This window comes from Streptosporangium sp. NPDC048047 (genome assembly GCF_040653115.1).
GTDB lineage: Bacteria > Actinomycetota > Actinomycetes > Streptosporangiales > Streptosporangiaceae > Streptosporangium.
Window position 1 is genome coordinate 1 of record NZ_JBEZNH010000086.1, and the last position, 24,014, is coordinate 24,014.

Genomic DNA, 24,014 nt, shown 5'->3' on the forward strand with positions numbered 1-24,014 from the left:
CCGGCAGGACCGTCCTACACGCCAACCCGGCGATCGTTTCCGGTCACAGCACTAGGGAAACATCCCCGAGCGGGAAAAGCCCCAGAGCCGGGACGTGTTCAGGAGAGGGCGTCGAGGCCGGCGCGGAGGTGGTCGAGGCGGTGGGATAGGTCGGCCAGGGCACCGGTGAGGCTGGGGTCGCCGGTTTTGCGGGCCAGCTCGCCGACCCGGATGAACTCGTCCTCCACCGCGGCCAGGCGCCTCGACAGCTCCGGGAGCACGGCCCCCTGGTCGGAGGCGTCGCCCGGGGGCAGTTCGCCGACGAGCCGGTCGCGGAGCATGGACGCCTGCTCGGTCAGGCGGCGGTTCATGTTGTAGAGCTCGACGAACACCGCGACCTTCGCCCGCAGCACCCACGGGTCGAACGGCTTGGTGAGGTAGTCGACGGCGCCGGCGGAGTAGCTGCGGAAGGCGTAGTCGGGGGCGCTGTCGACGACGGTCAGGAAGATGATCGGGATGTTGCGGGTGCGTTCGCGCCGCTTGATGTGGGCGGCGGTCTCGAACCCGTCCATGCCGGGCATGCGGACGTCCAGGAGGATGAGCGCGAACTCCGTGTTGAGCAGAGCCTTAAGCGCCTCCTCGCCCGACCTCGCCCGCACGGGGACGAGGTCGAGTGAGCTGAGGATGGCCTCGAGCGCGATCAGGTTCTCTTCCCGGTCGTCAACCAGGAGGATCTTCGCTCGGTCGGACATCGATCAGGCCCCTTCGTGGGAGTCGTCGGCCGCCTTGCCGCGGCTCAGCCAGCCGCGCAGGCGTTCCAGCAGGCGGTCGACGTCCACGGGCTTCGGCACGTAGTCGGAGGCGCCGGACGCGATGCTCTTCTCCCGGTCACCGTGCATGACCTTAGCGGTTAGCGCGATAATCGGCAGATCGGCGAACTGCGGCATCTGGCGTATCGCGGATGTGGTGGCCCAACCGTCCATCTCGGGCATCATGATGTCCATCAGCACGAGCGCCACGTCCTCGTTGCGTTCGAGCTGTTCGATGCCCTCACGCCCGTTCTCGGCGTAGATGACCGTGGAACCGTATCGTTCGAGCACGCTGGTCAGCGCGAAGACGTTGCGGATGTCGTCGTCCACGATCAGGATTTTGGCGCCGGTGAGCGGGTCGTCGCCCTTCCAGGGCTTCGTCTCGCTCTGCCAGGGGTTCGGGGCCGGCAGGCTCTCCGGCAGCATCGCCTCCAGTTCGGGCAGCTGGATCGGCGGCTCCACCGGCGTCTCGTCCGGCACGAGGACGGGTGTCTCGTGGTGGGGCGAGGCGGAGACGGACGGCACGGCGGCTCCGCCGTCGCGCGACGACAGCGGGCCGCTGTAGACCGGCGGGAGGTAGAGGGTGAAGGTGCTTCCCTTCCCGACCTCGCTGATCACGTGGATCTCACCGCCGAGCAGGCGGGCGATCTCCCGGCAGATGGACAGGCCCAGGCCCGTCCCGCCGTACTTGCGGCTGGTGGTGCCGTCGGCCTGGCGGAACGCCTCGAAGATGACCTCCTGCTTGTCGGCGGCGATGCCGATGCCGGTGTCCACGACCTCGAAGGCGAGGATGCCGACGGCGCCGCGCAGGGTGTCGTCCACGAAGGTCACGCCGGGCTGCGCGTGGCTCACGCGCAGCCGCACCTCGCCGGTGGGGGTGAACTTCATCGCGTTGGACAGCAGGTTGCGCAGCACCTGCTGGAGGCGCTGCTCATCGGTACGGATCTCCTGCGGGACCGACGGGTCGGCCTCGACCGCGAACGACAGGCCCTTGTCATGCGCCACGGGGGCGAAGGTGGCCTCGAAGTAGTCGACGAGCTTGGGCAGGGAGATCTGCTGGGGGTGGATGTCCATCCGCCCGGCCTCGACCTTGGACAGGTCGAGGATGTCGTTGATGAGCTGGAGCAGAGCCGAGCCCGCGCCGTGGATGGTCCGGGCGAACTCGACCTGCTGGACGGTGAGGTTGCCCTCGGTGTTCTCGGTGAGCAGCTTGGCCAGCACCAGCAGGCTGTTCAGCGGGGTGCGCAGCTCGTGCGACATGTTGGCGAGGAACTCGGACTTGTAGCGCGAGGAGACCGCGAGCTGCTCGGCGCGCTCCTCCAGCGTCCGGCGGGCCTGCTCGATCTGGAAGTTCTGGATCTCGATGGCGCGGTTCTGCTTGGCCAGCAGCGCGGCCTTCTCCTCCAGTTCGGCGTTGGAGCGGCGCAGCTCCTCCTGCTGCCTCTGGAGCTCGTCGGAGCGCTCCTGCAGCTCGGTGGTGAGGCGCTGCGACTCGGTCAGCAGGTCCTCGGTGCGGGAGTTCGCCATGATCGTGTTCATCGTGACGCCGATGGTCTCGACGAGCTGGGTCATGAAGTCGTGGTGGACCTCGCCGAACTGGCGGAACGAGGCCAGCTCCAGCACGCCGAGGACCTGTGTCTCGAACAGGATGGGCAGCACGACGATCTGGGCGGGGGAGGAGGAGCTGAGGCCGGTGTCCACGGTGAGGTACTTCGCGGGCACGTCGTCCAGGACGATCCGCCTGCCCTCCTGGGCGGCCTGCCCCACGATGCCCTGGCCGACCGTGAAGTGCTCCCGGGCGCTGGAGCCGGGGCGCGTGCCGTACCCGGCGATCAGGTGGAGGTCGCCGGAGGCGTCGGCGAGGTAGAAGGCGCCGTAGCGGGCGGAGACCAGCGGGGTCAGCTCGCCCATGATGAGCCTGGCGACCTCCATCAGGTCGCGGTGGCCCTGCATGAGGCGGGAGATGCGGGCCAGGTTGGACTTGAGCCAGTCCTGTTCCTGGTTGGCGGTGGTGGTGTCGCGCAGCACCGACACCATCGTGTTGATGTTGTCCTTCAGCTCGCCGATCTCGCCCTCGGCGTCGACGGTGATGGAGCGGGTCAGGTCGCCGCGGGCGACGGCGGTGGTGACCTCGGCGATCGCGCGGACCTGGGTGGTCAGGCGGCCGGCCAGCTCGTTGACGTTCGCGGTGAGCCGCTTCCAGATGCCCTCGGCGCCCTCGACGCGGGCCTGACCGCCGAGCTTGCCCTCGGAGCCGACCTCGCGGGCGACGCGGCTGACCTCGGAGCCGAAGGAGGACAGCTGGTCGACCATGGTGTTGATGGTGGTCTTCAGGGCGAGGATCTCACCCTGGGCGTTCACGTCGATCTTCCGGGTGAGGTTGCCGTTGGCGACGGCGGTGGTGACCTCGGCGATGTTGCGCACCTGGTAGGTCAGGTTGTTGGCCATGGAGTTGACGTTGTCGGTGAGGTCCTGCCAGACGCCGGAGACGCCGCGGACGCGGGCCTGGCCGCCGAGCTGGCCCTCGGTGCCCACTTCGCGGGCGACGCGGGTGACCTCGTCGGCGAACATCGACAGCTGGTCGACCATGGTGTTCAGGGTGTCCTTGAGCTGAAGGATCTCACCCGCGGCGTCCGCGGTGATCTTCTTCGACAGGTTGCCCTGGGCCACCGCGGTGGAGACGGCCGCGATCTGCCGCACCTGGGTGGTGAGGTTGTTGGCCATGACGTTGACGTTGTCGGTGAGGTCCTTCCAGACTCCCGACACGCCGTGCACCTGCGCCTGGCCGCCGAGCTGCCCCTCCGACCCCACCTCGCGGGCGACGCGGCTGACCTCGGAGGCGAAGGAGGACAGCTGGTCGACCATGGTGTTGATGGTGGTCTTCAGGGCGAGGATCTCACCCTGCGCGTCCACGTCGATCTTGCGTGTCAGGTCCCCGTTGGCGACGGCGGTGGTGACCTCGGCGATGTTGCGCACCTGGTAGGTCAGGTTGTTGGCCATGGAGTTGACGTTGTCGGTGAGGTCCTTCCACACGCCCGACACGCCGCGCACCCGGGCCTGGCCGCCGAGCTGGCCCTCGGTGCCGACCTCGCGGGCGACGCGGGTGACCTCGTCGGCGAACATCGACAGCTGGTCGACCATGGTGTTCAGGGTGTCCTTGAGCTGGAGGATCTCACCCTGCGCGTCCGCGGTGATCTTCTTCGACAGGTCGCCCCGCGCCACCGCGGTGGACACGTCGGCGATGGCGCGCACCTGCGTGGTGAGGTTGCTCGCCATGACGTTGACGTTGTCGGTGAGGTCCTTCCACACGCCGGAGACGCCGCGCACCCGGGCCTGGCCGCCGAGCTGGCCCTCGGTGCCGACCTCGCGGGCGACGCGGGTGACCTCCTCGGCGAACGCCGAGAGCTGGTCGACCATGGTGTTGACGGTGTTCTTCAGCTCGAACATCTCGCCGACCGCGTCGACGGTGACCGTACGGCTCAGGTCGCCCTTGGCGACCGCGGTGGTGACCAGCGCGATGTCGCGGACCTGCGCGGAGACGCGGCTGGACATCGTGTTCACGGCCTCGGTGAGGTCGCGCCAGCTCCCCGACATGCCCCGCACGTTGGCCCGCCCGCCCAGGCGGCCCTCGGTGCCGACCTCGCGGGCGACGCGCGTCACCTCGGAGGTGAACAGGGAGAGCTGGTCGACCATGCCGTTGATGGCCTTGCCGAGGCGGCGCACCTCGCCCCGGGTGCCCCGGCTGAGGTCGATCCGGCGGGACAGGTCGCCCTTGGCGACCGCGTCGATCACGTCGGCCGCGCCGGTGACCGGCCCCACGAGGGCGTCGATCAGCAGGTTCACCGAGTCGACGCTCTCCGCCCAGGAGCCGACGCCGGGGCCGGGGGTGAGGCGCTCGCCGAACCGGCCCTCCCGCACCACCTCGCGGCGGACGCGGTGCAGCTCGTTGGCCAGGTGCTCACGGCGGTCGGCGACCTCGTTCAGCAGGAGGCGGATCTCACTCAGGATCCCGGGGGGAGCGTGCGGGACGCGGCGGCGGAAGTCGCCGTCGCGCCAGGTGATGAGTGTCTGCAGGATCGGCCTGAGGTCCGATTCGCTGTATCGCCGCTCCTCGGCGTGGGACACGGTGTCGGCCGTGGTCATGAGACCTCCTTGACTCCCGGGGGGCGCGTCCGTGAGTCATCCCAGTCTGTCACGGTGCGCAACCCGGAGTCCTGCCTTCGAATTACCCCATGCCGCCGTCAAGTGTGATAGGCACGAGGCAATGACTAACGCTCCCCGAGCCGTCCTGGCTGCGGCTTTCGCCCCAGCAGACACGGCCGTCCTCGCCGCCAGACGGTTCACCACGGAGGTGATGACCGCCTGGGCGGCCGTGTCCGTGACGGCGTCGGCCGAACATCTGGCGGGAGAACTCTCCTCGCAGGTGGTCGACGAGCCGTTCGAGGTCGTCTGGAGCCACCTGGGAGACAGCGTCCAGATCGAGGTCCGCCAGCGGGGTGTTCCGGAGAAGACCCCCGCTCCTCCCACCGTACCTGTGGAGGAGTGGGGAGTCACCTTCGCAGGTCAGGCCCGTATCCACTGGGCGCGGCTGCGGCTGCCCGAGGCGGGCGGCCCGGCGACCGGTGAGTGGGAGATCGCGGAGTCGGGCAGGGGCCCGCTGTGGATGGGCTTCCTGGCCAACGCCAGCGACCTGCTGGCCGGCACCCTCGACCCGGACATGGTGCCGGCGATCATCTCGCAGATCGTGGTGCCCCGGCTGGCCAGCTGGTGCGCCGTCTACACCTGGGCCGACGAGGGCGGCGGCCCGCAGCGCCCGGCGTACGTGTGGCACGCCGACGAACGGCGCATCGACGCGCTGCGCGACGAGCTGGACACGGTGCAGATCCCGCAGTCCGGCGGCGTCCTCCAGGTCGGCGACTCCCAGATGCTGGTGATCCCGCTCCTGGCCCGGGGGCGCGCCCTGGGCGTGATGTGCCTGGGCCGGCCCGACCGCTTCGCCGAGGACGCCTTCCAGTACGCCGAGGACATCGGCCGCCGTGCGGCCCTGGCGCTGGACAACGCCCGGCTCTACGCCACGCAGGCGGCGGCCAACCGCGCGCTCCAGCGCAGCCTGCTCCCGCCGGGCGAGCCCGGTGAGATCCCCGGCCTCGACCCCGCGGTGGTCTACGAGCCCGCCGGCGAGACCAACGAGGTCGGCGGCGACTTCTACGACCTGTTCGCGGCCCGTGACGGCGCCTGGCGTTTCGCGGTCGGCGACGTCTGCGGCACCGGTCCCGAGGCCGCCGCGGTCACCGGCCTGGCCCGGCACACCCTGCGCCTGCTCGCCCGCGAGGGGTACGGCATAGCCGCCGTCCTCGACCGGCTCAACCAGGCGATCCTGGACGAGGGCGACCGGGCGCGCTTCCTGACCCTGCTGCACGGGGAGCTCGTGCCCGCCGCGTCCGGATTCGACGCGTCGCTGGTCTCGGCCGGTCACCCGGAGGCGCTGCGGCTGCGGCCGAGCGGTCTGGTGGAGACGGTGGTGACCTCCCAGACGCTGCTGGGCGTCTTCCCCGAGGCGGAGTTCAAGGCCGAGACGGTCCACCTCGACCCGGGTGACGTCCTGCTGGCGGTGACCGACGGGGTCACCGAGCGTCGCCGGGACGGCAGGCTGCTCGACGACGACGGCGGGCTGGCCAAGCTGTTCGCCGAGTGCGTGGGGTTGTCGGCGCGGGCGGTCGCCGAGCGGATCCGCCGCGCCGTACAGGACTTCGCGCCCGACCCGAGCGCCGACGACATGGCGATCGTGGTCCTGCGCGCCCGCTGAGCACCGATCCCGCGGCCGGGTGCGCCCGCCGGTACGGCGGAGCGGCGCGTCAGTCGTCCAGCTTGACGTGTTTCCGGATGAAGTCGAGCTGGATCGCCATCTGCGTGATCCGCTCGGCGACGACCAGCGAGCCGTGGCCCGCGTCGTACCGGTAGACCTCGTGTTCGTGGCCGCGCCCGGCCAGCCGGGCGACGTAGCTCTCGACCTGGCCGATGGGGCAGCGCGGGTCGTTCTCCCCGGCCAGGATCAGCAGCGGCGCCTCGACCCGGTCGGCGTAGGTGATCGGGGAGCTGGCGGCGTAGCGCTCGGGCTGTTCGCCGGGCGGGCCGCCGAACAGCGCGCGGTGGTAGGCCCGCAGCGCCTCCGGCTCGGACGCGTAGGCGGCCGTGTGGTCGGTGAGCGGCACCGCCGCGACGCCCGCCGCCCACATCCCGGGCTGGGTGCCGAGGCCGAGCAGCGTGAGATATCCGCCCCAGGAGGCGCCGGCCAGCACCAGACGTCCGGGGTCGACGGCCCCCTGCGCCACCAGCGCGTCCCGGACGGTCGCGACGTCGGACAGCTCGATGTGGCCGACGTCGCCGACCAGGGCGTCCCGCCAGGCGGAGCCGTACCCGGTGGAGCCCCGGTAGTTGACCCGGACGACCGCGAGGCCGAGGTCCACCCACGCGGCCACCTGCGGCAGGAACGAGTCGTCGTCGTGCTTGCCCGGCCCGCCGTGCAGCAGGAAGACCGCCGGAAGCGGCCCCGAGCCGCGCTCGGGGCGGGACACCAGAGCGTGGACGCGCCCGCCGGGACCCAGGACGTCGAGATCCTGGACCGGGACGGACGGGGGCGGGGTCGGCCCGCCGTGACTGATCACCACGTTGCCGTTGCTGGAGCGGATCACCGGCGGGTGGGCTCCGCTGGACCAGGAGTACTCCACCGAGCCGTCGGGCCGCGGGACGGCGGCGTCGATCACGCCGAGCCTGGTCTCGACGGGGAAGAGGCAGCCGCCCGCCAGGTCGTAGCGGTGCAGGTAGGTGCGGCCGCGGTTGGCGCGGACGATGAGCAGGGAGCGGGCGTCGCCGTACCATTCGGCGGTGATCTCACCGGGGTCGCGCAGCCAGATCTCGCGCTGCTCGTCGCTCTCGGGGTCCCAGACCAGCGGCTCGCGGCGTCCCCTGCGCTCGTGCAGGGCGAGCAGTCTGCGGTCGCCGTGGAGCGGGGCGAAGCGCAGGCCGAGGACGCCCCGGCCGGGGCCGTCGTGCAGTTCGCCGACGGTCTCGCCGTTCGGGCGCAGCACGCGCAGCGCCGGGTGGCGGGAGTCGCCGTGCTCGCTGTGGCTGATCGCGATCAGTGAGCCGTCCAGCGACATGGCGGCGACGGAGGCGGCCTCGGCGTGCTCGTAGATCACCCGCGCGGGGTGGCCGGGCCGGACGAGGTGGATCGTGAAACCCTCGCCGGGCCGGGCCATGCCGACCGCCGCCTCGCCCGTCGCTGACAGGGCGAGGCCGGCCGGGGCGCCGGGCGGGAGGTCGACCGGCTCGTCGGGGCCGCCGCCGAAGGGCTGGCGCATCCACCGGCCCCACTCGTCGCCGTCGGTGTCCGCGAACCACCAGATCCACCGGCCGGAGGGGTCGATCACGCCGTGCGAGGTGCCCTTGGGGCGGGAGGTCGCCTGGCGGACGGAGCCCGTCGAACGGTCCCAGGCGTAGACCTCCCAGGTGCCCGAGGCGTTGCTGCGGTAGACCGCCCGCGCGGGGGCCTGGGGCGCCCACGCGGGCAGCGTCGCGCGCGGCGCCCGGAACCTGGTCTGCCAGCGTTCCTCGGCCTGCATACGGCGCTTCCCTCCGTCACGGCATGGCTGTGATCCAGGCGCGGGGATCGCCGGATTGCCGTCCAGTATGTCGGTTCGCCCCGTGTTTCGCGCGGCTAATGTGTGGCAATTTCGGACTATATGTCACTTGAGTAACATGCGCCCCATAGGACCGCTGTCAAGCCGGGCCCTTGCTCACGGGCTCCGCTGAAAGATAGACATGCGAAAAGAAGCCGTCACATAGTTCGTTTCCGGAAGTTTTGCAATTTCATGGTGCATATTCTCCGGATCGGTGTGCCAGGCGCTCGGCCCCATGCCCACGACGGCCTCCACCGCCGCGCGGCCGAGCGCCATCTCGAACTCGTGGACGCTCCGCTCCGCCTCGGTGAACCGGTCGCCCAGGCTCGCGGCCACCCGCCGCTCCTTGTCCTCGTCCACAGACAGCAGGCCCAGCCGTCCCACCAGCGGCCGCAGGTGCCGCGGCGTGGGGGTGACCACGACCAGCGTCCCGCCGGGCCCGAGCACCCGGGCGAACTCCGGCCCGTTGCGGGGCGCGAACACGTTGAGGATCACGTCCGCCGCGCCGTCGCGGACGGGCAGCGGCCGCCACACGTCGGCCACCACCGCCCCCAGCCGGGGATGCGCCCGCGCCGCCCGCCTGATCGCGTTCTTGGAGACGTCCAGCGCGATGCCTACCGCCCCGGGCAGCCGGTCGAGCGCCCCGGCGAGGTAGTGGCCCGTCCCCGCGCCCGCGTCCACCACCACCCGCACGTCCGCCGCCGCCCCCGTGCCGGTACGGCAGGCCGCGGCGACGGCCTCCACCAGCGGAGCGAAGTGCCCGGCGCCGAGGAAGGAGTCCCTGGCCGCCACCATGGCGGCGCTGTCGGCCGTGCCGGGCGCCTGGGAGCCGGTCAGCAGGCTGACGTACCCCTGCCGGGCGACGTCGAAGGCGTGCCCGCGCGGGCAGCGGAGCACCCGGTCGCCGAGGCCGAGCCCGTCCCCGCAGACCGGGCAGATGAGGTGTTCGACGACGTCTGTGAGGCTCACCGGAAACCAATCGACGAGGACGGCCTTACCGGCGCAGCGTAGCGGTGGTTCGACAGGTGGTGAACCAGGCGTTGTCAGGGTTGGGCTCATGCCATATCTAAACTCTCTGTAATTAATCGAATGCGAATGGTTGATGCACGGAGCAGTATCCGCCGTATGTGTGCACAACGTACGTACACTGCTGTCATGGCGAAGGACGAGCGCATCAGCCTCCGCGTTGACGCAGAGCGGAAGCAGCTGCTCGAGGCGGCGAGCGCTGCCGAGGGGAGGTCCGTCTCGGCGTTCATCCTGGACGCCGCGACCATCGCGGCGGAGCACGCTCTGGCCGATCGGACCGTCTTCAGGCTGAGCGAGGAGCAGTGGGCGGCCTTCGATGCGTTGTCGGATCGGCCGGCACGGGACCTCCCGAGACTCCGTGAACTTCTCGACACACCCACGATCCTCGACGAACCGCTGTGAAGCTTGCTCCCCTTCGGCTCCTGGGGGGAAGCCATCGGGTAGAGGAGTTCGACTGCGGCTCCCCGGCGCAGAGTGACTGGCTCCGGTGGTACGGCCGAATGGCGCACGCCGCCGGCACCTCCCGTGTCTACGTCGTGGAAGACCTCGACGCCGAACGGGTCGTGGGCTACTACGCTCTGGCCGCAGGGAGCACGACGGCGTCATCCGCTCCGGAACGGTTGCTCAAAGGCGTGGGCCGGCATGACCAGCCCGTCATACTCCTGACGCGTCTCGGGGTCGATCGCGCCGCCCAGGGGGCCGGGCTGGGGCGTGCTCTGGTGACCGACGCGCTGCGCAGGGTGGGGAGCGTGGCCGACCAGATAGGCGTCAGAGCACTGCTGATCCACTGTGAGAACGAGGCGGCCCGCCGGTTCTACACGCGAATCGCCGAGTTCGAAAGCAGTCCGACCGATCCTCTCCATCTCGTGCTTCTCGCCAAGGACCTGCGGCGTTCACTGGGCTCCGGAGGCCGGTGGCCGGACGGTGACCACGGGAGCGGTTCCGGAAGGCGGTGAGAGCCGCCGCACCCATGATCTCGGGATCGATCTCCGGTCGGCCGTGTTTCTGATGAAGGGACCGGGGCTGGTGGGCGGGGTGGATGTCCGGTATCACTGGGAATCCGGTGGAACGGGTGAGCAGGAGGGCCGGATGCGGCACGAGCCGAGGACCGTCGCGGGGGTAGAGGTGTTCCCGCTGTGCGACGCCGTGGGGCCCATGGGCGGTAATGTCCGGCGCCCGCTGCCGGAGCTGTTCCCCGGGGGCGTCCAGGAGGACGCCGAGTGGATCCTGCACTTCCACTGCTACCTGCTGCGCGACGCGGCCGGCCGTACCGTGCTGGTGGACACCGGGGTCGGACCCGAGGACTCCCCCGCGGCGAGCTGGGCGCCGGCGCCCGGAGCGCTCGGCGCGGAACTGGCGCGGGTGGGGGTGGCACCCGAGGAGGTGGACGCGGTGGTGATCACGCACCTGCACAGCGACCACGCGAGCGGAGCGGTGATCGGCGGCGTGCCCGTCTTCTCCAACGCCGACCACCTCCTGCAGCGGGCGGAGATCGACACCGCCGCCGAGGCGGTCCTCGACCACGTGGTCCGGCCGCTGGGCGAGCGGGTGCGGGTGGTGGACGGGGACGCCGAGGTGCTGCCCGGTGTCCGGCTGCTCCACGCGCCGGGGCACACCCCGGGCCACCAGGTCGTCCGGGTGGGGGAGCTGACGCTGACCGGTGACGTGGTGCTGCACCCGGTGCAGCTCGCCGACCCGAAGGTGCCCTACCTCTACGACGCCGACCCCGATCTGGCCGCGGCGACGCGGACCGAGCTGCTGGAGCGGGTCAGGGCGGAGAACGGGCTGATCGCCACCGCCCACTTCGCCGAGCCCTTCACCCCCGTCCGCTGACGACCGATCCCGGTCCGGCGGAGGCCGTACGGGGGTCACCGCCCGGGGGCCGGCGGACGGCGCGGGTAGCGGATGAGCAGGCTCGCGCGGACGTCCTCGTCGCCGGCCGCCGCGTAGGTGTGCGGGACGTCGGACGTCCAGCTCACGTGCTCGCCGGGCCCGGCGGTCAGGGGCGCGTCGGCCGGGCCCGCGCGGAGGGTCCCGCCGAACACGGTGACGTGCTCGGTGACGCCCGCGTGGTGGGCGGGGGAGGTCTGGACGGTCCCCGCCCGGACCGTCAGCCGGTAGAGCTCGTAGGTGACCGCCTCGTCCTGGAAGACCTCCAGCAACGCGGCCTGTACGGCGGCGCCGTGGACGACCGCCCCCGCCGCCCCTGCGGCCCCCGTCTCCCCGGGGCCGCGCCCGGCCTCGTCCGCGCCCAGGGCCAGCGCCAGCGGCACGCCCAGCTCGGCGGTGACGGCCCAGAGCGTCTCCAGGGTCGGATTGCGGGTGCCGTTCTCCAGTCCGGAGAGCGTCGCCTTGCCCACACCGGCGCGCCGGGCCAGCTCGGACAGGGAGACGCCGCGCTCCTCGCGCAGCCTGCGGATCCGTGATCCGACGGCCTGGGCGCCCGTGTCGAGCGCCGGGCGGGGGACTGGTGTGCCGGGCTTCATGAGGGCTATCGTGCAACACGCCGCCGTTCCGTTTACGGAACGAGCGTACGCGACCCCCGGAGAGGACCACAGGATGACACGTCTTCTGCAACCGGTGCTGGCCGGGCTCGTCACCGGGGTCGTCGGCTTCGCCAGCTCCTTCACCGTCGTCCTGGCCGGTCTGCGGGCGGTGGGCGCCGACGAGCGGCAGGCGGCGTCGGGGCTGCTCGCGCTCTGCCTGGCCAACGGCGTGGTGGCGATCTGGCTGGGCCTGCGGCATCGGATGCCGATCACCATCGCCTGGTCCACCCCGGGCGCGGCGCTGCTGGTCGCGACCGGTGCGGTGCAGGGCGGCTTCCCCGCCGCGGTCGGCGCGTTCGCGGTGTGCGGGCTGCTGGTCGTGGCCGCCGGGCTCTTCCCCGTGCTGGGGCGCTGGATCGCGGCCATCCCCGCCCCCATCGCCAGTGCCATGCTCGCCGGGGTGCTGCTCGGCCTGTGCGTCGCACCGGTCCGCGCGCTCGCGGAGATCCCGGCGATGGCCGTACCGGTCGTGCTGACCTGGGCGTTGCTGAGCAGGTTCGCCCGCACGTGGGCGGTCCCGGGGGCGCTGCTGGTCGCGGTCGCGGCGATCGCGCTCACCGGCCCCGGCCTCGGCGCGGTGGACGTGCGCCCGATGGTCGTGCCGACCGTGCCGTCCTTCGGCGCGCAGGCCATGGTGAGCATCGCGCTCCCGCTGTTCCTGGTCACCATGGCCTCGCAGAACGTGCCGGGCATGGCCGTGCTCGCCGGGTACGGCTACCGCCCGCGGCTGGGCGGCATCCTCGTCGGCACCGGCCTGGCGACCGCGGCCGGGGCGCCCCTGGGCGGCCACGCGGTGAACCTGGCGGCCATCACCGCCGCGCTCGCCGCCGGTCCCGACGCCGGCCCCGATCCCGGACGCCGGTGGATCGCCTCGGTCACCGCCGGGGGATCGATGATCGTCCTCGGTCTCGGCTCCGGTCTGGCCACGGCGCTGGTGCTGCTCTCGCCTCCGGTGCTGATCGAGGCCGTCGCGGGCCTGGCGCTGCTCGGCGCGCTGGCCTCGGCGGTCACCGCGGCCGTGGCGGACCCGGCGCGCCGGGAGGCGGCGGTGGCGACGTTCGTGGTCACCGCCTCGGGGTTCACGCTGTTCGGGGTGGGGGCGGCCTTCTGGGGGCTGGTCGCGGGCGGGGCGATGACGCTCCTGCACCGCCGGAGGAAGGACCGGGCCGTGCCGGGGGAGAACGTCCAGGAGGACGGAGACCCCGGTGAGGGCGGTGAGGGCGCGGGTGGTGCCGGAGGGAGCGCCGAGGGCATCGGCGCTTCCGGGGAGGGCGCCGAGGGCGCCGGCGCTCCCGGGGGATCTGGGCTCCCCGGAAAGGAGGCCGGCGCGTCCCGGGAGGAGGCCCGGCTCGCCCAGCGGTGACAGCCGAGCTATCGCCGGGCGAGCGGGCCGCCTGCGCCCCTGCCGGGACGCCTCCTCGCCGGTACGGCCCGCGGGCCGTACCGGCGAGGAAGTCGTGGTGAACCAGGCCGGAGCGTGGTCACCGGGTGGTCTCGTGGCGTCCGTGGCGACCGGCCACCAGGCGGTCGGCGCTGGACTGCTCGGGCACATCGACCCGGGGGTGCGGAGCGGTCGTCTCGTCCCGGTCGTCGATGCCGTCGCGGTCCCGGTCGAGCACCGGGGCGTGGTCGGCGACACCGTGGTCCCGGGCGGACACCGGGACGCGGTCGGCGACGCCGTCACCGTCGGACACCGGGGTCCGGCGCGCGGGCACGTGAGCGGTGGTCGCGGTGTCGGGGGTCTCTTCCAGCTTGCGCTCCAGCTCCCGCTTCTCGGCCTCCAGGCGGGCGACGCGCTCACGCGTCTGCAGCTTGGTCTCGCGGAAACGGCGGCGCTTCTCGGAGGCGCGACGCATCCCGCTGAAGATCATCGAAAGGCCGAGCAGGAACACGGCGCCGGTGATGGCGCCGGCGAAGAAGAACTCCAGCTGGGAGAGCTGGATCGTCTGGTCGAAGACCGTGAACGACGCGGGGGTGGTCGCCGTGGCGGTCTCGTCCCAGGAGACCGCGATCACGGCAGCGCCCGCGAGTACGATCATGAGGAGTCCCAGAACTATCATTTGACCTCACTTCGGGCTGCGTCTGTGGTGCCCCCGCCTCTGCCCCGGAGAGATGGGATTATGCGCGCGGCCCGGACACCGGAAGCCGCGGGAACGGCGGCGCGGCCGGGGTTTCACGGGCTCACCTGGGCGGGAGCGCGGACGGAAGTCGTCAGGAAGGGAACGACGCCGGGGCGGTGGCGCAGGGACGCGCGGAGCCGGAGCGGACGAACCGGTCGCCGGGGTGCCGGAGCCGTGCCCGGGGGGCGATGCCGCCTCGCCGGGGCGCGGGCTACCGTTGACGGCCATGAACCGTACCCGCCTGTACCGCGACGGCGTCCTGGAAGCGGAGGGCTTCCCCGTGGACGATGTCTCCGACCACGTCTGTGATCCGTCCGCCGTGGTGTGGTTCGACCTGTGCTCCCCCACCCCCGCCGACCTGGCGAAGATCAGCGAGGAACTCGGCCTGCACGAGCTGGCCGTCGAGGACGCCCTGCACAGCCACCAGCGTCCCAAGCTGGACATCTACGACAGCCACCTGTTCCTCACGGTCTACGGGGCGAAGTCCGCGGGCGGGAGGCTCGGCCTCATCGAACTGTCGGTCTTCGTCACGAAGAACGCCCTGGTCACCGTCAGGGAGAGCGCGGAGTTCGACATCGCCGACGTCGTCAGGCGCTGGGACGCCAACGGCGCGATGGCCAAGTACGGCGTGCAGTACCTGCTGCACGGCCTGCTCGACCACGTCGTGGACGGCTACTTCCAGGTCCTCCAGGAGCTGGACGACCGGGTCGAGGACCTGGAGGACGAGCTCTTCGACGAGCAGCCCGGCGACCGCGCGCACATCCAGCGCCAGACCTACGAGATGCGCAAGGAGCTGGTGCGGTTCCGGCGGATGGCGGTCCCGACGCGGGAGGTCGTGGGCAGCCTGCTGCGCCGGAACGTGGAGACCCTCGACCCCGTGCTGACCCCCTACTACCAGGACGTCCACGACCACTCGCTGCGCGTCGCCGAGTGGACGGACTCGCTGCGCGAGCTGGTGGGCAACGTGCGCGAGGCCCACATGAACCAGCAGGGGTTCCGGCTCAACGACATCATGAAGAAGATCACGAGCTGGGCGGCCATCGTCGCGGTGCCCACGATGATCACCGGTTACTACGGCCAGAACGTGCCGTATCCCGGCTACGGCCATCCGGGCGGCTTCTGGACCTCCACCGCGGCCATCCTCGTGGCCTCGACCGCCCTGTACGTGGTCTTCAAGAAGAAGGGCTGGCTCTGACGTTCCGCGCGGGTTCCGTGGGTTCCGTCCTGCGGGTTCCGCGCCGTGCCGGGGATCGGGGAACGGGTTCCGGCCGCGCCGCCCCGCGGCTCATCCCGCTCACCGGACACTCCCGGCCCACGGGACATCCGTGGTTGACCAGGTGTTCCGGACGACTCACCTCCGGGTGCGCCAGAAGTGATGAAACGGTTCGTGTGATCCGTACGGGCGCGGGTAGCCCCAGAGCTTCTGGGCCTGTCACTCGTTCCGGAGGCACGATTGGGCGCACGGGGGGTGGTCGCCGCCGTTCTCGGCGCGGCCGTGATGTTCTCGCTGACAGGGCAGTCCGGCACCCGGGCGGACAGCGACACCGCGGCGTCGACGCGGAGCGGCACCCGGACGAGGGCCGTCCCGCTCGACAACCCCCGGGGCGTGCGGCCGGGGCTGGCGCCGGTCCTGTCCACGCGGGACCGGGCGGTGGCGCGCAGGCTGATCGCCAGGGTGCGGGTCGGCCGGGTGGGGCCGGTGAAGGGGTACAGCCGGACGAGGTTCGGCGATAACTGGAGCGACCGGGCCAGGGGCGTGCCGTACGCGCGCAACGGCTGCCGGACCCGCGACGACGTCCTCGCCCGCGACGGCGACGGCGTCACGCGCCGGAAGGGGTCGCGCTGCGTCGTCGTGGCGATGCGGCTGCGCGACCCGTACACCGGCAGGACGATCCGGTGGCGCAGGGAGCGGGCCGGCGCGGTCCAGGTCGACCACGTGATACCGCTGTCCTACGAGTGGCGGATGGGCGCCTCGCGGTGGCCGCTGTCCAAGCGGATCCGCATCGCCAACGACCCGCTCAACCTCATGCCGGTGCACGGCGCCGCCAACCAGGCCAAGGGCGGTGCGGGGCCGGCCACCTGGCTGCCGCCGTCGCGCCGGATCCGCTGCGCCTACGTCGTCCGCTTCGCGCAGGTCGCGCTGAAGTACGGTCTCCCGGTCAGACGGAGCGACAAGAAGGTCATGCTGGCCCAGTGCCGCTGAGCCCCGGGGACGCCCGGGGACGCCGTACGGCCGCCCGGGACGCTGCGGGATTCCCGGATCGGCGGTCAATGCCGCGATCCGGCCGTGGCGATCTCCTATCCTTTCGTGCGAAGCCCCACCCGCGACCGTCAGGCGGAGGAACCCCGTGACGATTCCCGCTTCGGACCCCGGCGAACTCGCCGCCCGGCACGACAGCGCCCTGCGCGACTACGAGGCGCTCAAGGCGCGCGCGCTCTCCCTCGATCTCACGAGGGGCAAGCCGTCGGCACGCCAGCTCGACCTCGCCGACCGGATGCTCACCCTGCCCGGCGGCCACACCGCCGCCGACGGGACCGACTGCCGCAACTACGGCGGCCTCCAGGGGCTCCCCGAGCTCCGGGAGATCTTCAGCGGACCGCTGCAGGTCCCGGCCGGTCAGCTCGTCGCGGCCGGCAACTCCAGCCTCGCGCTGATGCACGACTCCATCGTGCACGCCCTGCTCGACCGGGTCCCCGGCGCCGACCGCCGCTGGGTCGACGAGCCGCGGATCGCCTTCCTGTGCCCGGTCCCCGGGTACGACCGCCACTTCGCCCTGTGCGAGCGCTTCGGCATCGAGATGATCTCCGTTCCGATGACCGCGGACGGCCCCGACATGGACGTCGTGGAACGCCTGGTGAGCGAGGACGCCCAGATCAAGGGCATCTGGTGCATACCGAAGTACAGCAACCCCAGTGGCGTCTCCTACTCGGACGAGACGGTGCGGCGCCTGGCGGCGATGTCCGCGGCGGCACCCGACTTCCGGATCTTCTGGGACAACGCCTACGCCGTCCACCACCTCACGGACACGCCGGTGGAGATCGCCGACGTCCTGGCGCTCTGCGCCGAGCACGGCCACCCCGACCGCGCCTTCGTCTTCGGCTCCACCTCGAAGGTCACCTTCAGCGGCGGCGGCGTCTCCTTCTTCGGCTCGTCCGAGGCGAACGTCGCCTGGATGCTGAAGAACACCGCCAAGCGCACCATCGGCCCCGACAAGCTGAACCACCTCCGCCACGTGGAGTTCTTCGGCGACACCGACGGCGTCCTCGCGCACATGCGCCGCCACGCCGACCTGCTCCGGCCGAAGTTCGACCTGGTGGAGACGGTCCTCGCCAAGGAGCTCGGCGGCACCGGCCTGGCCTCCTGGACCACCCCGGCGGGCGGTTACTTCGTCACGCTCGACGTCCTTCCGGGCTGCGCGCGCGAGGTCGTGCGCCGGGCGGGCGAGGCGGGCATCGCGCTGACCCCCGCGGGCGCCACCCACCCGTACGGGGACGACCCCCGCGACAGCACGATCCGGATCGCGCCGACCTACCCTGACCCGGCGGAGCTGGAGCTCGCGATCACCGGGCTGACCGTCTGCGTGCGGCTGGTCGCCACCGAGAAGCTGCTGGAGCAGGCCGGATAGGGATCCGGACCCGGGGGCCCCCGGCGCCGGGTGGGGGTCTGACTCCGGGAGGTCTCCCGGGTGGCGCGGTGACCCGCCGCGCGACCCGGGGACCCGCCCGCCGTCAGCCCCGGGCGGAGGCCCGGACGATCTCCGCGAGCCGCCGCATCCCGGGCGCGATCCGTTCCGGCGTGATCGCCCCGTAGCCGATCACCAGCCCCGCCTGGGCGGGTGTCTCGGCGCAGTAGGCGGCCAGCGCCTCCACCGCGACCCCGGCCGTCCGGGCGCGCGAGACCACTTCGCCCGGGTCCAGCCGGACGCCGGAGGAGACCCGGGCGCACAGGTGCAGGCCCGCCGCGGAGGGCACCGGGTCGAGCAGCCCGGCGAAGTCCCGCCGGAGCGCGGCGGCGACCCGCTCCCGGCGGGCCGCGTACTCGCGCGTCGCCCGGCGGATGTGCCGTCCCATCAGTCCCTCGTCGAGGAACCTCGCCAGCGCCGCCTGCGCGGACGGCTCGCCGTGCCGGTCGGTGAGCATCCGGGCGGCGCGCAGCGCGGGCAGCAGCGAGGCCGGGGCCACCAGGAAGCCGAGGCGCAGCGCGGGCAGCAGCGTCTTGGAGAAGGACCCGACGTAGACGACGTGGCCGTCCCGGTCGAGGCTCTGCAACGGCTCCAGCGGGCGGTCCTCGAACCGGAACTCGCTGTCGTAGTCGTCCTCGACGACCACCGCGCCCCGCCGTACGGCCCACTTCAGAAGCGCGGCGCGGCGGGTCAGGGACATCGGCGTGCCGAGCGGGAACTGGTGGGAGGGCGTCACGTAGACCAGGCGGGCGGCGTCGGGGAGGGCGGAGACGACCAGCCCCTCGGCGTCGACCGGCACCCCGGTGACGCGGGCGCCCAGTGACCGCAGCAGCGTCCGCGCCGGGGGGTAGCCCGGCTCCTCGACCGCGACCAGGTCGCCGGGTTCGATCAGCACCCGTCCGACGAGGTCCAGCGCCTGCTGCGCGCCGGCGGTGACCAGCACGTCGGCGGCGCCGGCCCGCACCGAACGGGACACCCCCGCGTACCGGGCGATCGCCTCGCGCAGCCCGGGGTGCCCGGCCGGGTCGGCGTACCCGGCGGGCCGGACGAGGGCGGCGCGGAGCTCACGGGCCAGGAGGCGGCGCCAGGTCTCCAGCGGGAACAGCTCCGGGTCGGGGACCCCCACCCGGAAGTCGTAGGGCGGTGGGACGGCCGCCCCGGCATCCGGCTCTCGAAGGGTCGCCGCTCCGGTCTGCGGGTCCCGAAGGAGCACCGCCCCGTTCCCCGGTTCCGGAAGGGCCGCCGTCCCGGTCCGCGGGTCCGGCGCGGCGGAGCGCCAGAAGGCCCGGGGGCGTACGTCGCCGCCCGCCGGCGCGCTCCTCGGGAGCGTCCGGCCGGGCGGTTCGTCGCACACGAAGGTGCCCGCGCCGACCCGGCCGACGAGGAAGCCCTCCGCGGTCAGCCGGTCGTAGGCGATCGACACCGTGTTGCGGGAGACCTTCAGCCGCCGGGCCAGCTCGCGCGTGGGCGGCAGCCGCTCGCCCGGCCGGAGCCGGCCGTCCAGGACGGCCTCGCGGAGCTGCCGGTAGATGCGCGCGGACAGGTCGCCGCGGCCGGTCAGAGTCACGTGGACGTCCATCCGCCCCCTCCTCGATCTCCTCGGATTGGCGTGGCCGATTCGCCAGATATTGGATCTTACGATGAGCCAATCGGCTCCGTAACGTGGGTGCCGAACGTGATCGGCACCGCGACCGGGCCGCACGTGTCCCCCTGACGCCCCCGATGTCCCCTGCCGCCGGTCCGGCGTCTGCCGGGCTTCCCGCGTGCCCGATGCGCGTGCCCTGCGCGCGTGCCCGATGAGGAGGAAGACGAGATGACGACGGTCGACATGTGGTTCGACCCGAAGTGCCCCTGGGCCTGGATCGCCTCCCGGTGGCTGCTGGAGGTCGAGCGGGTCCGCGAGGTGGAGGTCCGCTTCCGCGTGATGAGCCTGGCGGTGCTGAACGAGGGCCGCGAGGGGCTGGAGGAGTGGTACGTCGGGTGGCTCGCCCAGGCGTGGGGCCCGGCGCGGGTGGCGCTCGCGGCCGAGCGGAAGTACGGCGCCGCCGCCACCCGTGACCTCTACACCGCGCTCGGCACCCGCCTCCACCACGACAGGACGCCGCCCGGCCGCGACCTCTACCTCGCCGCGCTGGCCGAGGCCGGCCTGCCCGCCGAGCTCGCCGACGCCGCCGGCACGGACGACCTGGACGGGGAGCTGGAGGCCGCCAACCGCGCCGCCCTCGGGCCGGTCGGCGAGGACCTCGGCACCCCCGCGATCCACGTGCACGGCCCGGACGGCACGGTCAACGCCTTCTTCGGGCCGGTGGTGAGCCCGATCCCGCGCGGTGAGGACGCGGGGCGCCTCTGGGACGGCGTCATGCTCGTCACCTCCACCGACGGGTTCTTCGAGCTGAAGCGGAGCCGCACGCGCCCGCCGGTCACCCGCTGAGCGGGAGGCGGACATGGCCGGCCGGATCATCCCGCCTCCCGGGACGCCGCGCGTCCTGGCGCTGGCGCAGCTCGCCAACTCCTTCGGCGACGGCGCGTACTACGTGTGCTCGGCGCTGTACTTCACCCGCGTCGCCGGGCTCTCCCCCGAGCAGGTCGGGTTCGGCCTGACCCTCGGCTGGGCCGCCGGGTTCGCCACGGGGGTCCCGCTCGGGCACCTGGCCGACCGCCGGGGGCCCCGGGGGGTCGCCGTACTGCTGGCCGCGGCGACCGGCGCGGCGGTCGCCGGGTTCCTCCTCGCCGGCTCGTTCGGCGCCTTCGTGGTGGCGGCCTGCCTGTACGGGTGCTGCCAGTGCGGCCTCGCCGCCGCACGGCAGGCTCTGCTCGCCGCGCTGGTGGGACCCGGGGAGCGGACGAGGGTCCGCGCGTACCTCCAGGCCACGGTGAACGCCGGGCTGGCGGTCGGCGCGGCGCTGGGCGGGCTGGCCCTGTACGCCGGGACTCGCGAGGCGTACCTGGCGGTGTTCGCGATGGACGCGGTGAGCTTCCTGGCGGCGGCGCTGGTGCTGCTCCGCCTCCCCGCGGTGCCGCCCGCGCCGCCCGCCCCGCCCGGAGAGCCCGCGCTGGCCGTACTGCGTGACCGGCCGTACGCCCTGGTGACCCTGCTGAACACGGTCATGCTGCTGTACATGCCGATGCTCAGCCTGGTCGTCCCGCTGTGGATCGCCCAGCACACCCGGGCGCCGGGCTGGACGGTCTCGGCGCTGCTGGTGCTGAACACGACGGGCGTGGTGCTGTTCCAGGTGCGGACGGCCCGCCGGGTGACCGGCCTCGCCTCCGCCGCCCGCTCGGTACGGCGGGCCGGCGCGACGATGCTCGCCTCGTGCGCGGTGTTCGCGCTGTCGGCGGCCGTCCCCTCCGCCTGGGCGGCCGGGGCGGTCCTGGTGGTGGCCGCCTGCCTGCAGGTGGCCGGCGAGCTGATGCAGGCGCCGGGGGCCTGGGAGATCGGGTTCGGCCTGGCCCCCGCGGACCGGCAGGGCCAGTACCAGGGCTTCTACGGCGCGGGCACGGCGGTCGCCAGGATGCTCGGCCCCCTGCTGCTCACCACGATGGTCGTGGGCTGGGGCGCCCCGGGCTGGTTCGCGCTGGGCGGGCTGTTCCTGCTGGCGGGCCTGGCGACGGGCCCGGCCGTGCGCTGGGCCGAGAGGGCCCGCCCGGCCGGCCGGGCCGGACCCGCCGCGGTGCGGCTCACTGATGCAGGCGAAGTCCCTTGAGGGCCTTGTCGACGGCGTTCCGCGGTCCGTGGACCGCGATGCCGACCAGGCGCAGCTCCTCGGCCGGCACGTCGCGCACCGCCGCCCGGTTGTCCTCGTCGTTGTCGGTCTTGAACAGCTCCTCGGTGTAGAGGGCCACGTCGAGGCCGCGGGCCAGCGCCCGGGAGTGGGCGGCGGCCAGACCCGGGGCGTCGGCCGCGTAGACGAGGACGGGCTGGCGGAACATCGCGAGGTAGGAGTTGCCCGACCCGTCGGCGTACGGCTCGCCCGTCACCCTCGGCTCCCCGCCGGCCACCCCGCTCGCCAGGAAGGCCGTGACGTTGAGCTTCTGCCAGACCGCGAGGTCCTCGCGCACCACGATGCCGATCTTCGTATCGAAACGCATGGGCCCAGCCTGACCGCGCGGTCCCCGCCGGGTCTTGGACGCTCGTGCGGCGGGCCGGCGGTTCAGACGGGCCGGCGGTTCAGACGGGTCAAACGGGCCAACCGGGCCGAGCGGTCCGGGCCGGGCAGACGGGGCGGCAGGGCAGGCGGCGCGGGCGGCGCGGGACAATGGACGCATGCCGCGTGACTGGTCCCGGTACTGGAGGTCGCCCCGCCCGGGGCTGGAGGCGATGCACGCCCACTTCGAGCGGCACACCTACCACCGTCACAGCCACGAGACCTACTCGTTCGGGGTCACCGACGCCGGGGTGCAGGCGTTCACCTGCCGGGGCGGGCGACACCGGAGCACGGCGGGGATGGTGCTGGCGTTCAACCCCGACGAGCCGCACGACGGCCGGGCCGGCGACGAGCTGGGGTTCACCTACCGGATCGTCCACCTCGCCCCCGAACTCGTCGCCGGCGCGCTGTCCGACGCCGAGGGCCGCCCGGTGGGTCTTCCGCTGTTCCCCGACCCGGTCGTCCACGACCCGGTCCTCGCGACGGCGCTGCGCCGGCTGCACGCGGCGCTGCTCGGCGGGGCTCCCGCGCTGCTCCGCGACGAGCTGCTCGACGCCGCCGTCCGCGCCATGGCCGTCCGCGCCGCCGCTTCGGGCCCCGCCTCCGGTCCCCGGTGGAGCCGCGGGGCCCCGGCCTCCCGCGGCGCGGCCGTCCTCGCCGCGCGGGCGGCCGAGGCGCTGCGGGCGGACCACCGGGCCGACATGACCGCCGACGAGCTGGCCGTGGCGGCCGGCTCCAGCCGCTTCGCCGTCTACCGCGCCTTCCGGGCGGTGTACGGCATGGCGCCGAGCGACTACCGGCGGCAGCTCCGCCTGCGGGCGGCCCGCGACCTGCTGGCCGGTGGCGTGCCGATCGCCGACGCCGCGGCGGAGACCGGGTTCACCGACCAGGGGCATCTGACCCGGTGGTTCGTCCGCTGTTACGGGGTGACTCCGGGCGCCTACCGTCGGGCCGTGGCCTGAGGAGCCGCCCGGGTTCTCCGGATCCGGAGCCGTCAGCGCTGGACCCCGGCGGCGGGAGCCTGGGGAGGGACCGCCGCGACGCCCGGACGGGGGAGATCGGCGGTGACACGGTCCCGGAACGTGATACGGATCTTGGACTGCCTGTGGGAGAGCCTCTCCCAGTCGTCCATGAACGTCGCCCACAGGCCGTACTTCCCGGCGAGGGCGACCAGGGTCTCGGTGCGGTAGTAGAAGTCCTCGCCGAGGACCTGGTGCTCCTCACCCTCGGTGCGGTCGAAGGTGAAGTCGAACCAGCCGTCCGGCTTCATGATCCGTCCGATGTGCGCGAAGCACTCCTCGATCACCTCGGGCGGGGAGTGGGAGAACACGCTGTGCGCGTGCACCACGTCGAACATCGCGTCGGGCAGGAAGTCGAAGCGCATGTCCCTGATCGCGGTGAGGTGGGGGAGCTTCTCGCGCAGGCCATGGCCGGCGACGACGTCCTGGGCGGCGAACAGGATGTCGGGGGAGATGTCCACGCCGTAGTAGTCGCCGGTGCCCAGGTGGCCGATGAACAGGCGTCCGGCGCGCAGGTTGCCGCAGCCGATCTCCAGCATGCGGTGGCCGGGTGCGAGGCCGTGCCGTACGAGGTAGTCGAACTGCATCTGGCCGGCGGCCAGCCAGCGCCGGTGCGCCTTGCTGCCGACGGCCGCGTGGGCGCCGCGGACGGCGTCGGACCTCATGATGGCGCGGTAGTAGCCGACATGGTCGGAGGTGCGCAGCCGGAGCCAGGCGTTCCTGGTCGCGCGCCGCAGGTGCCGGGGGATCCGCCCGGGGCGGCGGAGGGCGTACCGGATCTGGTGGGCGAGGCTCGCCCGGTTGTGGTTCTTCACGTCTCTCCCCACGTCGAGACCGTGTTCCGATGATCATGACAGGGATCCGATCGTATCGGAGAGTGATCGTCATGGGGCTCAACGTGAGATTCGCGGGAGTGGCGGGCGCGCCGCCCGGCGCGTCGAGGGGCGCCGCGAGGGGCGCCGGTGTCTGGACTGAGGAACGCAGCCGCGGAGCGGCGGAGTGACGAGG

The 24,014-nt window shown here is 72.8% G+C and carries 20 protein-coding genes; 11 read left to right on the plus strand and 9 right to left on the minus strand.

What is annotated here, in order from left to right; genetic code table 11:
- Positions 1 to 98 precede the first annotated feature (98 nt).
- Both AB0D67_RS37090 and AB0D67_RS37095 read right to left on the minus strand, forming a co-directional pair.
- Positions 99 to 731, minus strand: a complete 633-nt coding sequence (locus tag AB0D67_RS37090) for a response regulator (protein WP_362946505.1) — start codon at positions 729 to 731, stop codon at positions 99 to 101.
- A gap of 3 nt (positions 732 to 734) precedes the next feature.
- Positions 735 to 4,931: a HAMP domain-containing protein gene (locus tag AB0D67_RS37095; RefSeq protein WP_362946508.1), complete on the minus strand. Its 4,197-nt coding sequence runs from the start codon at positions 4,929 to 4,931 to the stop codon at positions 735 to 737.
- Between the two features lie 121 nt (positions 4,932 to 5,052).
- Between AB0D67_RS37095 and AB0D67_RS37100 the strand changes: the two genes are divergently transcribed.
- Entirely contained in the window at positions 5,053 to 6,594 is a 1,542-nt protein-coding gene (locus AB0D67_RS37100) for a SpoIIE family protein phosphatase (protein WP_362946510.1), read from the plus strand.
- 49 nt (positions 6,595 to 6,643) lie between these two features.
- On the opposite strand, the gene AB0D67_RS37105 is transcribed toward AB0D67_RS37100, so the two are convergent.
- Both AB0D67_RS37105 and AB0D67_RS37110 read right to left on the minus strand, forming a co-directional pair.
- Positions 6,644 to 8,410, minus strand: coding sequence for a prolyl oligopeptidase family serine peptidase (locus AB0D67_RS37105; RefSeq protein WP_362946513.1), 1,767 nt, complete (start codon positions 8,408 to 8,410; stop codon positions 6,644 to 6,646).
- A 174-nt stretch (positions 8,411 to 8,584) separates the two neighbouring features.
- Positions 8,585 to 9,436 (minus strand): putative RNA methyltransferase, encoded by an 852-nt coding sequence (locus AB0D67_RS37110; RefSeq protein WP_362946516.1) that lies wholly within the window; start codon positions 9,434 to 9,436, stop codon positions 8,585 to 8,587.
- A 186-nt stretch (positions 9,437 to 9,622) separates the two neighbouring features.
- Here AB0D67_RS37110 and AB0D67_RS37115 point away from each other — a divergent pair, with 186 nt between their 5' ends.
- From AB0D67_RS37115 to AB0D67_RS37125, 3 genes are all read left to right on the plus strand, one after another.
- Positions 9,623 to 9,895 (plus strand): DUF1778 domain-containing protein, encoded by a 273-nt coding sequence (locus AB0D67_RS37115; RefSeq protein WP_362946519.1) that lies wholly within the window; start codon positions 9,623 to 9,625, stop codon positions 9,893 to 9,895.
- Positions 9,896 to 9,993: 98 nt separating this feature from the next.
- Entirely contained in the window at positions 9,994 to 10,449 is a 456-nt protein-coding gene (locus AB0D67_RS37120) for a GNAT family N-acetyltransferase (protein ID WP_362946521.1), read from the plus strand.
- A 133-nt stretch (positions 10,450 to 10,582) separates the two neighbouring features.
- A complete protein-coding gene (locus tag AB0D67_RS37125; protein ID WP_362946523.1) occupies positions 10,583 to 11,326 on the plus strand; it encodes an MBL fold metallo-hydrolase in 744 nt (247 codons plus the stop codon).
- Between the two features lie 35 nt (positions 11,327 to 11,361).
- Here AB0D67_RS37125 and AB0D67_RS37130 read toward each other — a convergent pair whose 3' ends face one another.
- Complete coding sequence (locus tag AB0D67_RS37130; RefSeq protein WP_362946525.1) at positions 11,362 to 11,979, minus strand: XRE family transcriptional regulator; 618 nt, start codon at positions 11,977 to 11,979, stop codon at positions 11,362 to 11,364.
- Between the two features lie 73 nt (positions 11,980 to 12,052).
- On the opposite strand from AB0D67_RS37130, the gene AB0D67_RS37135 reads away from it, so the two are divergent.
- Positions 12,053 to 13,402, plus strand: coding sequence for a benzoate/H(+) symporter BenE family transporter (locus AB0D67_RS37135; protein WP_362946528.1), 1,350 nt, complete (start codon positions 12,053 to 12,055; stop codon positions 13,400 to 13,402).
- 118 nt (positions 13,403 to 13,520) lie between these two features.
- On the opposite strand, the gene AB0D67_RS37140 is transcribed toward AB0D67_RS37135, so the two are convergent.
- Entirely contained in the window at positions 13,521 to 14,099 is a 579-nt protein-coding gene (locus AB0D67_RS37140) for a hypothetical protein (protein WP_362946530.1), read from the minus strand.
- 286 nt (positions 14,100 to 14,385) lie between these two features.
- Here AB0D67_RS37140 and AB0D67_RS37145 point away from each other — a divergent pair, with 286 nt between their 5' ends.
- From AB0D67_RS37145 to AB0D67_RS37155, 3 genes are all read left to right on the plus strand, one after another.
- A complete protein-coding gene (locus AB0D67_RS37145) occupies positions 14,386 to 15,354 on the plus strand; it encodes a magnesium transporter CorA family protein (RefSeq protein ID WP_362946532.1) in 969 nt (322 codons plus the stop codon).
- A gap of 258 nt (positions 15,355 to 15,612) precedes the next feature.
- The gene (locus AB0D67_RS37150) at positions 15,613 to 16,362 is read left to right on the plus strand and encodes an HNH endonuclease family protein (RefSeq protein ID WP_362946534.1); all 750 of its coding nucleotides are present in this window, start codon (positions 15,613 to 15,615) and stop codon (positions 16,360 to 16,362) included.
- A 151-nt stretch (positions 16,363 to 16,513) separates the two neighbouring features.
- A complete protein-coding gene (locus tag AB0D67_RS37155) occupies positions 16,514 to 17,785 on the plus strand; it encodes an aminotransferase class I/II-fold pyridoxal phosphate-dependent enzyme (RefSeq protein ID WP_362946554.1) in 1,272 nt (423 codons plus the stop codon).
- Between the two features lie 103 nt (positions 17,786 to 17,888).
- Here the strand turns inward: AB0D67_RS37155 and AB0D67_RS37160 are convergent, their stop codons facing one another.
- Positions 17,889 to 19,421 (minus strand): PLP-dependent aminotransferase family protein, encoded by a 1,533-nt coding sequence (locus AB0D67_RS37160; protein WP_362946537.1) that lies wholly within the window; start codon positions 19,419 to 19,421, stop codon positions 17,889 to 17,891.
- A 234-nt stretch (positions 19,422 to 19,655) separates the two neighbouring features.
- On the opposite strand from AB0D67_RS37160, the gene AB0D67_RS37165 reads away from it, so the two are divergent.
- Positions 19,656 to 20,273 (plus strand): disulfide bond formation protein DsbA, encoded by a 618-nt coding sequence (locus AB0D67_RS37165; RefSeq protein WP_362946539.1) that lies wholly within the window; start codon positions 19,656 to 19,658, stop codon positions 20,271 to 20,273.
- A 13-nt stretch (positions 20,274 to 20,286) separates the two neighbouring features.
- Entirely contained in the window at positions 20,287 to 21,546 is a 1,260-nt protein-coding gene (locus AB0D67_RS37170) for an MFS transporter (RefSeq protein WP_362946542.1), read from the plus strand.
- On the opposite strand, the gene AB0D67_RS37175 is transcribed toward AB0D67_RS37170, so the two are convergent.
- Positions 21,521 to 21,931, minus strand: a complete 411-nt coding sequence (locus AB0D67_RS37175; RefSeq protein WP_362946545.1) for a DUF2000 domain-containing protein — start codon at positions 21,929 to 21,931, stop codon at positions 21,521 to 21,523. The two genes, AB0D67_RS37170 and AB0D67_RS37175, sit on opposite strands and share 26 nt — an antisense overlap.
- 175 nt (positions 21,932 to 22,106) lie before the next feature.
- Between AB0D67_RS37175 and AB0D67_RS37180 the strand changes: the two genes are divergently transcribed.
- Positions 22,107 to 22,949, plus strand: a complete 843-nt coding sequence (locus AB0D67_RS37180; protein ID WP_362946548.1) for an AraC family transcriptional regulator — start codon at positions 22,107 to 22,109, stop codon at positions 22,947 to 22,949.
- A 32-nt stretch (positions 22,950 to 22,981) separates the two neighbouring features.
- On the opposite strand, the gene AB0D67_RS37185 is transcribed toward AB0D67_RS37180, so the two are convergent.
- Positions 22,982 to 23,833, minus strand: coding sequence for a class I SAM-dependent methyltransferase (locus AB0D67_RS37185; protein WP_362946551.1), 852 nt, complete (start codon positions 23,831 to 23,833; stop codon positions 22,982 to 22,984).
- Positions 23,834 to 24,014 lie beyond the last annotated feature (181 nt).